General features: G+C 38.9%; 8 protein-coding genes. 4 read left to right on the top strand and 4 right to left on the bottom strand.

Annotated elements, in window-relative coordinates:
* Window positions 1-68: 68 nt before the first annotated feature.
* Together IQ236_RS22390 and IQ236_RS22385 are read right to left on the bottom strand one after the other, a co-directional pair.
* Window positions 69-1559: an ammonium transporter gene (locus IQ236_RS22390; RefSeq protein WP_193871333.1), complete on the bottom strand. Its 1491-nt coding sequence runs from the start codon at window positions 1557-1559 to the stop codon at window positions 69-71.
* A gap of 493 nt (window positions 1560-2052) precedes the next feature.
* Window positions 2053-3333, bottom strand: a complete 1281-nt coding sequence (locus IQ236_RS22385; protein ID WP_193871332.1) for an RNA-guided endonuclease InsQ/TnpB family protein — start codon at window positions 3331-3333, stop codon at window positions 2053-2055.
* A 78-nt stretch (window positions 3334-3411) separates the two neighbouring features.
* Between IQ236_RS22385 and tnpA the strand changes: the two genes are divergently transcribed.
* Window positions 3412-3819: an IS200/IS605 family transposase gene (tnpA, locus tag IQ236_RS22380; protein WP_193871331.1), complete on the top strand. Its 408-nt coding sequence runs from the start codon at window positions 3412-3414 to the stop codon at window positions 3817-3819.
* Window positions 3820-4146: 327 nt separating this feature from the next.
* On the opposite strand, the gene IQ236_RS22375 is transcribed toward tnpA, so the two are convergent.
* A complete protein-coding gene (locus tag IQ236_RS22375; protein WP_193871330.1) occupies window positions 4147-5982 on the bottom strand; it encodes an APC family permease in 1836 nt (611 codons plus the stop codon).
* 292 nt (window positions 5983-6274) lie between these two features.
* Here IQ236_RS22375 and IQ236_RS22370 point away from each other — a divergent pair, with 292 nt between their 5' ends.
* The 3 genes from IQ236_RS22370 (at window position 6275) to IQ236_RS22360 (ending at window position 8549) form a co-directional block, all read left to right on the top strand.
* On the top strand, window positions 6275-7318 hold the full coding sequence (locus IQ236_RS22370) for an AI-2E family transporter (RefSeq protein WP_193871329.1): 1044 nt from the start codon (window positions 6275-6277) through the stop codon (window positions 7316-7318).
* A gap of 43 nt (window positions 7319-7361) precedes the next feature.
* Window positions 7362-8003 carry a TIGR04282 family arsenosugar biosynthesis glycosyltransferase gene (locus tag IQ236_RS22365; protein WP_193871328.1) on the top strand — a complete coding sequence of 214 codons (642 nt, stop codon included), beginning with the start codon at window positions 7362-7364 and terminating at the stop codon, window positions 8001-8003.
* 102 nt (window positions 8004-8105) lie between these two features.
* Window positions 8106-8549 (top strand): hypothetical protein, encoded by a 444-nt coding sequence (locus IQ236_RS22360; RefSeq protein WP_193871327.1) that lies wholly within the window; start codon window positions 8106-8108, stop codon window positions 8547-8549.
* A gap of 42 nt (window positions 8550-8591) precedes the next feature.
* On the opposite strand, the gene IQ236_RS22355 is transcribed toward IQ236_RS22360, so the two are convergent.
* A complete protein-coding gene (locus IQ236_RS22355; protein ID WP_193871326.1) occupies window positions 8592-11507 on the bottom strand; it encodes a PAS domain-containing sensor histidine kinase in 2916 nt (971 codons plus the stop codon).
* Window positions 11508-11674 lie beyond the last annotated feature (167 nt).

Raw genomic sequence — 11674 nt, 5'->3', positions numbered from 1 at the left:
GTTTCTGTTCCCTATTGCCTATAGCAAGATTGCCTGTTCCCTGTTCCCTGTTCCCTGTTCCCTTTCACTTAATAACGACTACTAATGCTACTTCCTTTGCTGGGGAAGCTAGAACCCGAACTGCCTAGACCGGGGCCAACGTCATCTTTGAGAAATCCAGCATAAGCTTCCATACCGTGTTCGGCGATATCCAAGCCTTCAAATTCTTGTTCAGGATGAACTCGTAACCCAACGGTGGCTTTGAGGGCTAACCAGAAGATTGTGCTCAGAACAACGGTAAACCCGCCAATGGAGAGAATACCGAGAATTTGTACGATTAAATTAGCACCGCCAAAAACTCCAGCCATTAAGGTTCCAAAAACGCCACAAACTAAGTGAACAGACGTTGCACCAACGGGGTCATCAATTTTGATGCGGTCAAAGAAACCCACAGAGTAGACAACAATTACCCCAGCCAAGCCACCAATAATCACAGCGCTCAAATAGCTAACAGAATCACAGCTTGCGGTAATTGCCACTAAACCCGCTAAAATCCCGTTAATAATCATGGATAAATCCGGTTTACCATCCTTAAACCAGGATGTAGCCGTTGCAGTAACCCCGCCCGCCGCTGCGGCTAAGTTAGTTGTAACAGCAATATAGGGGATTTGTTCGTTGGCGGCTAAAGTGGAACCGGGGTTAAATCCAAACCAGCCTATCCACAGAATTAAACAGCCCAGGGTGGCAATACTCATGTTGTGACCGGGAATGGCGCGAGATTGTCCATCAGCCCCATATCTCCCTAAACGGGGGCCAAGGAACGCAGCCCCCATTAAGGCCGCCCAACCGCCAACGGAGTGAACCACCGTTGAACCTGCAAAATCTTTAAATCCGGCTTGGGCTAACCATCCTGCACTATCCCAAACCCAGTGACCTGTAATGGGGTAGGAAATCCCAACCAGAAGCAAGCTAAAAAGCAAAAAGGCAATAAATTCAATGCGTTCAGCCACAGCCCCTGATACAATCGTTGCGGCGGTTCCAGCGAAAGCGACTTGGAACAGGAACAGTAAAGGAACAGGTAATCCTGCGGGAAAGGGGCTTAAACCGTAGGTTTCTGACTGTCCGGTGAGGAAATAGCCACCACCTCCAATGAAGGGGTTTTCCCCGCCAAACATAAAGGAAAATCCAAAAGCCCAGAAAATTAGGGTCGCTAAGGCGAAGACAATTAAGTTTTTCGCTAAAACGTTAACCGCATTTTTCTGGCGACAGAAGCCGGTTTCTAACATACAGAAACCCGCGTTCATAAAAATCACCAAAATGGAAGCGACTAAAACCCACGCAATGTTTAAATAACCCTGAACAATTTCTGGGGTGAGGGGGGGAGCATCTTCTTGAGCAACGGCGGCAAAACCCCATACCCCAAAGATAATCGCCGTTAACGGGATACAGGCTAACCAACTTGGAGACAGCCATCGAGAATGCTGTAATTTCAGGATTAGAGCATTGATTTTAGCGGTGAAACGACTCGTCCTTTGCTGTCGCCGTTTTCCTGGATATTGAGGTGTTTTGGGAATAAACATCGTGTTGGATTTATGAATTGATATCAGTAGAGGAAATAAATTGCACAATTCTAGGGAGTGATGCTAAATCAGTTACAGAATCAATCACGGGTTTTGTTTTTTGAGTTCAAGGTTATACGCAAGTGATAGTGTTCATCACCCTTCGAGAAAAGCCCCGTGCTTAACTCTCAGTTTGTGCTAGTTGATGAAGGGCTGATGTCATCCTCAATGGCATCAACCAGAGGTTACGGCTAGTTCAACACCTTCAAAGGAGTGCTAGTAGGTGGCTGATTGCTAACTAAAGTGTTAACAATTTTTGATAGATTTTTAACAGATTTTCTGTATTCAACAATACTGTTTTTGATCCCCTTTCCGCTTATGGAAGGGGCTGGCGGTTGAGGGTTGATGAATCACTATACCTAGGGAATAGGGAATAGGGGATAGAAAAAAGTGATTAGACACCCAATTATTGACACTCTCAGGTCTGAAGACGCGCTCGATTCTGCGGACAGAATTAGTTTAACTTAATTCTCGCTACGATTGCCAAAGATCGTCTACTGAGTTGATTAAGCGATATACCTAATCTTCCCGATACTTTTCTTAAAATGTTAGCTGCGCCATTAAGGTCAGCATTAACAACAAAACCATCAGATGTCCGATAAAGCCCACGCTTAATTCTGTTTCCAGATGCTTTCCACCCCATAGGTTTTTCACCGTATTGAGGTAGGGAGTCTCCATCTAAGAAACTTGCTTTTGAAGTATAGGCTTCTTCGGTTTCAACAAATAAAATACCGTGTAAATCACAAAGTTGTTTTAGGCGGGATTTTAATTTACCCAAAGGCATTTGAACAAACTTTTGATTATTCAAATTACCTAAATTAACATCGTTCTTAAACCCTTCATTCCAACCAATCACCAAAGTTCCAATAGCATTTTTCAAGCAATGATCGATAATTAACTTAGCAGCCTTATTGATCCCGTCACGCATTTGGTGATTACGTTTACGGGTTATCTGGTCTAGCCAGTTATCCCAGTATCCTTGAGGCTTGTTCTCTTTCCGTGTTGAAACTTTTTTGTTCCATAATTGATTCATTGCCTTCATTTGTTTGGCATCAATCAAAAAGGAATTTCCTAATGTATCAATACAGGCAGCTAAATTATCAGAAGTTCCCAAGTCAATAGATAAAGCTTGATCAATATCTAATTGATGTTGTTGCTTTTTCATATCATAGGATATTTCTAAATAAAAAGCACCATTCTTGGGTAAAATAGTAAACTCCTTGATTTGGGAATAATCAATATTTGATGGCATGGGTAAGAAAAACTCAGATACCCCAAACCATCTTTTAACTGTTAATCCCAAAGAGAATCTAAGTTGACCATTAATTAGCGTTGGTTTTTGTCCTCCAGAATTCGGATAGGCAACCTTGAATAATTTAGAGCCTTTGAGATAACCTGGTGGTTTAGGTCTAAAGGGTAATTCACCTTTTTTATGTAAATCCCTCAAGCCTTTAAAAGACTTAAAAGATTCTGTTACCGACATCAAGGTTTGTTGCATCGGTGTTGATGGCATTGATTGTGCCAATAAAGATTTAGATATTGATGGTTCAAAAGCTAAATCAAATTTTCCTGTTAATAATTTACCCGTCTTAAAAAATGTTTGACGAGCAAAGTAAACCCCCGTATTGTACAGTTTACCCGATTGTTGACAAAGATACTCTAGTAACGCATGAGTCTCTTGATCTGGAGATAGCAAGATCTGTTGCACTCCAATTAATTTAATTGTTTTAGCCATCGACCCAATTACTGTCTCTTTGTTGACTCTATTAGGGTAATCAACTAAACTAATTTTGTCAACTAGCCTAAAATTAATATGCTTCTCCTCTCAGAATATAAAACTCACAACCACATTAAATACCTGCTTAATTATCATTTTGTTTTCATACCCAAGAGAAGGAAACCAGTGCTGACAGGAGATGTAGCAACCAGGATTCGACAAATTTTTCTGGAACTAGCAATGGAAAAGGGATGGGATATTTTGGCTTTGGAGGTCGCACCAGATCATGTCCATCTTTTTGTTGCTGTGAAACCGTCTGATAGTCCGCATTTAGTGGTAAAGGCTTTCAAAGGTAGATCTAGTAATTTACTCAGGAAAGAGTTTCCACATTTACTAAAATTACCTAGCTTGTGGACAGGTAGTTATTTTGTTAGCACTGCTGGTAGTATTAGTAGTGAAACCGTCAAAAAATATATTGAAGACCCTCACCATTGCGTGAATTAATATTCACGGGGAATAAATTCCCCTGCGTCGTGTTTCCTCTGTTGTCTGAAGACGCTGAGATTCCACACTCCCAGGTTTTTCTTATGATTTATAGCAAACATTTAAGGGTTCTATATTACTTCAGAGTAAAAGCATCTCAAAAGTCAAGATCAATCTGACTTGAAAGGATAAGGTTTGATTGAAAAATAATATTCCATTCTTTAATATTTGCTACAAATAATTGAGCGGGTGGTTAATCACTTTTTCCTATTCCCTTTTCCCTGTTCCCATTTAAGCTGTTCCTCATTCGTAATTCGTAATTCGTAATTCCCTTTTGTAGCATTCTTTTTAAACATAGTATCTCACCGTAGTTACAATCCGACATTGATTACTTCGCAAGGCTTGACGAATAAATAAAGCCGTTTGGTTATGTAACAGTTCTTCCCACCAATAACGAGTAACAATTGAGGGAATAATCACCGTTGAAAAACCGTGAGGACGTTCAGCTTCAAATTCACTCACAAATTTCAGAATCGGTTGTACAACTGAACGATAAGGAGAATCCAAAATAACCAGGGGAACATGAATTTCTAACTCTTCCCATCGTCGTCGCAAAGCAGCTTGATTGGTTGTGCCAATATCAACATGAATGGCTACGATTTCTTGAGCAACTAAACGCGCATAATCTAAGGCTTCTAAGGTTCCTCGATTAGGATATCCGACTAAAACAATGGCAGAATGTTTAATCGTGGTATCCGGGGCAGGTAAAGGACAGCGATAAGGTGAAAGTTCCTCATCTCGAAAATGTTTGGCAAGATTTTCATAATGACTATGAATCTTTAAAAAGAGGATTACTAATAAAGGAATTGCCAAAACGACTAACCAAGCTCCTAATAAAAATTTAGTGGCAATAATCACCCCTAAAACTATCGCTGTTGTTAAGGCTCCCACACCATTCATGACAGCACTTTGTTGCCACCCAGAAGATTTACTCTTAAACCAATGAATGACCATTCCCAATTGAGACAAGGTAAAAGAGGTAAAAACACCCACCGCATAGAGGGGAATTAAAGCATTAACTTGACCTTTAAAAATAATAATTAGAACCGCAGCACACAAACTTAATAACCGAATTCCATTAGCATAAACTAGACGATCTCCTAATAAGGATAATTGACGGGGTAAAAATCCATCTCGTGAAACTAAATAAGATAATCGCGGGAAATCGGCATAACTGGTATTAGCCGCTAATAACAAAATAAATAAAGTGGCTAATTGTAGAAAATAATAGAAAAAACCATTGCCAAAAATTTCTCGTGCGAGTAAAGAAACCGTTGTTTGTCCTTCTTCGGGAATAATATGATACGCTTGGGTTAAATAAGTAATCCCAATAAACATTAACCCTAAAATTCCCCCCATCCACAATAATGTCGTGCGAGCATTTTTCCATTCCGGGGGTTTAAAAACTAACACGCCATCAGAAATTGCTTCAACCCCCGTTAAAGCAGTACATCCGGCTGCAAAGGCGCGTAAAATTAAGAATAAACTTAAGGGTTGACTAACAGGAAGTAGGGGAACAGTTGCTATCACCTGACCTGTTGAGTATTTATAAAAACCTAAACCCATTAACACAAACACACTGATAATAAAACTATAGGTTGGGATCATAAAAATCCGTCCCGCTTCCTTAACACCGCGTAAATTCGCAACCATTAACAACACCACCGCAATTAAACACAGTTCAATAGTGTAGCCATCAAGAGCAGGAATAGCAGAAGTTAGGGCGGCAATTCCTGCCGAAATACTAACTGTAACCGTCAGAATATAATCAATTAATAATGAAGCGGCGGCGACTAACCCAGCATGAAGTCCTAGGTTTTCTTTCGCTACTAAATAGGCACTTCCTCCTTGCGGATAAGCACGAATGGTTTGACGATAGGATAAGGTAATTACAAATAACAGTAAAATAATACCCCCCGCAATCGGTAAAGATAGTCCTAAAGAACGACTTCCCGCAGCGACTAAAACCAATAAAATTTCCTCCGTTGCATAGGCCACAGAGGATAAGGCATCGGACGCTAAAATGGCTAAGGCTGCAAAATTGGTCAGGCGTTCATGACTATAGGCACTGGTGGGTAATGGTTTACCCAGTAGAAAACGATTAATTTGAGATAGGGTGAACATAGATGCTTAAAAGGGTAAACTTAGGTTCAATCTAAAACCTAATGATTAAGGTATTCTACAGGATAGGAAATCTATTTTTAACGTGCAAGTCATCTGCTTAACAATTCTTCCAATGGACTGAGCTTTAATCGACCTGAATCATCGATAGAGGTTAGACTGAGGATCAGAAAAATTTAACGAAGATTAAAACATCAAAATTGAATTAAAGCTATATAATTTCTTAATAACTTGGACAGTCGAAGACAATGATTGGCCCTCAATCCTAAATTGATTGAATTGATTTGAGCATTTCATGAATCCTAAACCTAACTGGCTGAAATTATTATTGATTGCCTTAGTGATTCCAACCTTGGTTTTAAATGGTTGGGTCTTCTTGCTCACGTTAGAATACTTTAAGTCTATCATTCATATTTTTGTAACGGCAATTTTATTATCCTTTCTCTTAGATTATCCAGTCCAAAAACTGCAACGATATGGCCTGCAACGAACAACAGCCATTTTAGCCGTATTATTGATTACCTTGATGATTTTGGGAGTTTTAGGAATCACCTTGTTTCCGATTATTATTCAACAGTTCAATACCTTAATCGAACGTCTTCCCAGTTGGATTGAGTCAGGAAACCAACAAATTAAAACCTTTGAAGCTTGGGCAATTAGTCGGAATATTCCCGTTAATGTTGGAGGAGTAACCGTTCAACTTTTGGAACGCTTATCCAGTCAAGTTCAAACGTTAGGAGGAGATGTAATTGGAGGAGTTTTCACCGTTTTTGGTCGAGTATTAGATGTTGTGATTATTGCAGCTATGACCTTTTATTTATTATTACATGGAGAGTCGCTTTGGGATGATTTTTATCAACTATTTCCAACTAAAATTCGGGTTCCGGTTCGTCGTGCCTTAAGAAAAAATTTTAAGAATTATTTTATTGGTCAAGCCTCCGTTGCTGGACTCTTAGGAGGATTCATGACCTTAGCATTCTTCATCATTCAGGTTCCCTTTGGATTGTTATTTGGAATGGTTATTGGGGTGATGGCTTTCTTTCCCTTTGGAGGAAGTTTGGGGATTATTTTGGTTTCCTTTTTAGTGGCTTTAAATAGTATTTGGTTAGGAGTAAAAGTTTTAATTACAGCGATTATTGTTGATCAAATTGTAGAAAATGGAATTGCCCCACGCCTTCTCGGAACATTTACCGGATTAAACCCCGTTTTGATTTTAATTTCCCTTTTAATTGGTGCTAGAGTGGCAGGTTTTCTCGGATTAATTGTTGCTGTTCCCCTAGCCAGTTTTTTCAAATCCTTAATCGGAATACTACAAAATCCCTCCTCTGAAGCTTTTTAGATATTTGCCAATTTTCTATCTTTTTTATTCATTAAAATTAACCATGAAAAAACATTTAATCATTTTCACTCGCTATCCTGAACCCGGTAAAACCAAAAGCCGATTAATTCCTATTTTAGGAGAAAAAGGTGCCGCTAATTTGCATCGTCACATGACCGAAAAAACCCTAATTACAGTCCGAGAATTACAAGCCTTAGATCCCCTATCCATAGAAGTTCGATTTACCGGGGGAAATTTAGATGTAATGCAGAATTGGTTAGGATCGGATTTAATTTATGATGCTCAATGTTTTGGGAATTTAGGCGATCGCATGAGAAATGCTTTTGAAACAGCATTTCATGAAGAAAAAACCCATATTATTATGATTGGAACAGATTGCCCCTTTTTAACCGTTGATATTTTAGTTCAAGGATTTAAGGCGTTAGAAGATCATGCGGTTGTTCTAGGGCCAGCAAAAGATGGGGGATATTATTTAATTGGATTAAATCATTATATCCCCGAAGTTTTTCAAGATATTCCTTGGGGAACTTCAAGCGTTTTTCAAACAACCATCAATTGTTGTCAAACTCTCAATTTATCAGTGAGTAAATTACCCCTTTTATCAGATATTGATCGTCCTGAAGATTTAGAGTCTATGGAATTTATTACTTTAAAGGAAATAGAGAACAAAAGAGTTGATTTTTAATCTTTATTCCCTTAAAATCCTTAATTTTTAATCAAAAAATCTATGGAACTAATAGAACAGACTTCAACTCAACTGCTTCTTAGAGACTCCAGCAGAAGAGTTTTGCTTATTAGATTGGTTTGTACTCCATTTTTAATGTTCGGAATTCTGGGATTATTTATCGTTATTACTGAAAAAGTATTTCCCAGTCTGTTTATTATTTTTTGTTTATTGGTCGGAATTTTAGGCGTTTTTTTTACCTCTCATCAAACTATTTATTTAGATAAAAATCAAAACAAATTAACCCTGAAAACCAAAAGATTATTCGGAACAAAAAAAGCAGAATATCCCCTTAATAATCTCAATATTAGGGTGCAAAGGACTTCTTTCCAAGTCAAAACCTATTCTTCAATTTTAATCAGTCAAAAAGAACCCATTTATATTGTTGTTTTAGAAATCCCTTCTGCTGGTAAAACTCTCAAGATTTCTAGTAATTATAGTTTACTTCAAAATCAAGCCCTTGAAATCGCTAATCAAATCCGTACTTTTCTCGATATACCTCCATAAACATTCTTTCAAGCTCAAATTTCTGCTAATCCTCAAATATCCCTAAGCTATTTCTTGATGTTGAGAAATAGGAATTTTAATCACAAACTGTGTCCCTAAACCCCATTTAGAATGACAATATAACTGTCCACAATGTTTTTCAACAACAATCTGATAACTAATGGCTAAACCCATTCCCGTTCCTTTACCAATCGCTTTAGTGGTATAAAAAGGATCAAAAACACGAGAGAGAACCGTTTCTTTAATTCCTAATCCAGTATCCCTAATCACAATATTAACTTGATCCTTTTCCACCTGAGTTTTAACATAAATTTTATCTGGGGATTTCTGCTTTTCCTCTACTGTTAAATCCTGTTGTTTTTCCTCAATTGCATCAATGGCATTGACCAATAAATTCATAAACACTTGATTCAGTTGTCCCGCATAACATTCGACTAACGGTAAATTTCCGTACTCTCGAATAATCTGAATCGGAGGGTGATGGGGTTGGGGTTTTAAACGATGTTCTAAAATCCGAATCGTACTATCAATATTATCATGTAAATTCACCGCTTTCATTTCCGCTTCATCCAAACGGGAAAACGTTCGTAGAGATTTGACAATATCTCCAATACGTTCAGCCCCCACTTGCATAGAATTGAGTAATTGAGGTAAATCTTGAATCATAAAATCCAGATCGATTTCCTCAATCGCGGTCTGAATTTCTGGGTGAGAAGTTGGATAATATTTCTGATATAATTGAATCAAGCTTAATAAATCTGATACATACTCCCGACAATGCTCGACATTCCCATAAATAAAGCTAACTGGATTATTAATTTCATGGGCAACTCCCGCTACCATTTGTCCTAAACTGGACATTTTTTCGGCTTGAATTAAATTAATTTGGGTTTGTTTAAGTTGTTTTAAAGTTTCTTCTAATTCTTGACTTTTATTCGCTTCCCGTTGTGCAACTTCTCGATACTCTACCGACTTTTGTAAAGCAATTTCTGCGCGTTTTCGGTCACTAATATCCAAAGCCGTGCCAAATAAACGCACGATTTGGTTATGACTATCTTGGGCAGCCATTCCTCTAGCATTAAGATAAAAAAGTTCTCCATTGGGTCGATAAAAACGTACATCTACATCATAAGGTTTTCCCTCTTGAATTGCCGCATTGACTTGGGAAATAAACAGATCTTGATCATCAGGATGAATCATGGCTAAATGTTCTTTAAAAGTCGGGACAGACTTTCCTTCAAAGCCAAAAATCCGAAATAATTCTGCTGACCATTTCACCTCTTGGGTGATTAAATCATATTCCCAATGACCAATATGAGCCAGTCTTTGAGCTTCTTCTAACTTAGCAGCAGTTTCACTCAGCGCCAGTTCTGCGGTTTTACGGTCGTGAATATCTTTATGAGTACCCACCATTCTTAAAGGATGCCCCAAGGTATCCCATTCTGCCACTTGACCTTGAGCTAAAATCCATTTCCAATTCCCTGATTTTGTTCGCATTCGATATTCCGCTTCATAATATTCACTGGTTCCCTTAAAATGTTCATTCAAAATGGTAATAACTCGTGATTGATCATCGGGATGGAGTAATTTTTCCCAACTGTTAACATGGGGTTTCATTTCATCTCCCACATAGCCCAACATTGACTTTAAAGTTGAGCTAAAATAGGTTTCTCCTGTGGCTACATTCCAATCCCAAAGACCATCTTGAGTCGCGTTTAATGCCAGATTTAATCGTTCTTCAGAAATGCGTAAAGCCATTTGATCTCGTTGTCGTTCTGTGATATCAGTCGCTAATCCTAAAATCCGCCAAGGTTGACCGTCTGGGGTTCTGGAAAATATAACTTCTCGACTCCAAAATGTTCGCCATTCTCCCCCTTGATGTTGCATTCGATATTCCCATTCAATCACTTCTCCATCTTGGGCCTGTTTTAAACGTTCCACATGGGCCGGATATTGGGCAAAATCATCGGAGTGCATGAGAATAGCAAGAACTTCTGAACCCATTTGTTGAATTTCTGCGGTTGTATATCCCAAATGGGCGGTCAGTTCTCGATTAGCGTAAATATTGCGTTGTTCAATTAAATCATAGAGATACAGCACTAAAGGAATGGCTTTGGCGACCTTCTGAATGAAATTCTGGCTTTCTTTGAGTTCCGTGATATCCATCATTACCCCATCCCAGAGAATGCCACCATCGGCCTGTTGTTGGGGTCTGGATTTACCTTTAAACCATTTCATTTGACCCGAAGGCGTGACATTGCGCCATTCATATTCCCATTGGGTTAAGGTCTGGGCTGAATGTTCAATAGACTCTAAAACACCGGGTAGGTCATCGGGATGAATTTGCTTAAAAATAATTTGGCAATCTTGATAAATCTCAGAGGGTTCAAATTCCAATAATTCTCGACAGCCATCAGAAACATAGAGTATAGACACTGACCCATCTTGACCTTTATGAAATTGATAAATCATTCCCGGAAGATTGCTGGCGAGTCGTTCAAACCGGGTTTGACTGTCTTGAAGTGCGGCTTGCTGCTGTTTAAGGGTTGTAATATCCCGGATAATCCCGATTAGAATTTGGCTACCATCGGGTTGAGTAAAGACTGTTTTTTTAGTCGAGAGAAAATGGGTCTGGCCTCTAGTTGTCGTTAATTGTTCTTCCTGTTCCGCTTTTCCCTGTTGAAATGCAATTTCATCCTGTTCCCAGAATATATCAGCTTGAAGGGTTGGGAAGAAGTCATAATCCGTTTTTCCCAACAACTTTTCACGGGGTTGACCCACTAATTCACAAAAAGCATCATTGACACTAATCCAACGATGGTGTTGATCTTTTACAAACAGGGGGTCGGGTATGGCTTCGAGTATTGGGATGAGAAAGGCTTCAGCGTTGGATAAGCTCGGTTTTGCATCCATGAGTTGGCAGAACAGAGGCGAAAAATCATCAGGTTGTCGGAACATTTGTAGAGGGGCAGGAATTCTATAACCCTATTCTAAGCACTTAGATTCAATTTAGGTTAAGGGATGAGGGGACGGGGGGATTAGGGGATGAGGGATGAGGGATGAGGGATGAGTTTAATAGTTAAGTGTTTATTGTCAACCGTTAACTTCCATAGATTGTTCCTGCA

It is taken from the genome of Planktothrix mougeotii LEGE 06226 (assembly GCF_015207485.1).
Taxonomy (GTDB): Bacteria; Cyanobacteriota; Cyanobacteriia; order Cyanobacteriales; family Microcoleaceae; genus Planktothrix.
This window is presented reverse-complemented; position numbering and strand designations above follow the sequence as displayed.

Excerpts from the sequence above, each read along its gene's own strand:
- IQ236_RS22355 (WP_193871326.1), bottom strand. The coding sequence starts at position 11,507 with ATGTTCCGACAACCTGATGATTTTTCGCCTCTGTTCTGCCAACTCATG.
- IQ236_RS22365 (WP_193871328.1), top strand. The coding sequence starts at position 7,362 with ATGAAAAAACATTTAATCATTTTCACTCGCTATCCTGAACCCGGTAAA.
- IQ236_RS22390 (WP_193871333.1), bottom strand. The coding sequence starts at position 1,559 with ATGTTTATTCCCAAAACACCTCAATATCCAGGAAAACGGCGACAGCAA.
- tnpA (WP_193871331.1), top strand. The coding sequence starts at position 3,412 with ATGCTTCTCCTCTCAGAATATAAAACTCACAACCACATTAAATACCTG.
- IQ236_RS22375 (WP_193871330.1), bottom strand. The coding sequence starts at position 5,982 with ATGTTCACCCTATCTCAAATTAATCGTTTTCTACTGGGTAAACCATTA.
- IQ236_RS22370 (WP_193871329.1), top strand. The coding sequence starts at position 6,275 with ATGAATCCTAAACCTAACTGGCTGAAATTATTATTGATTGCCTTAGTG.
- IQ236_RS22385 (WP_193871332.1), bottom strand. The coding sequence starts at position 3,333 with ATGGCTAAAACAATTAAATTAATTGGAGTGCAACAGATCTTGCTATCT.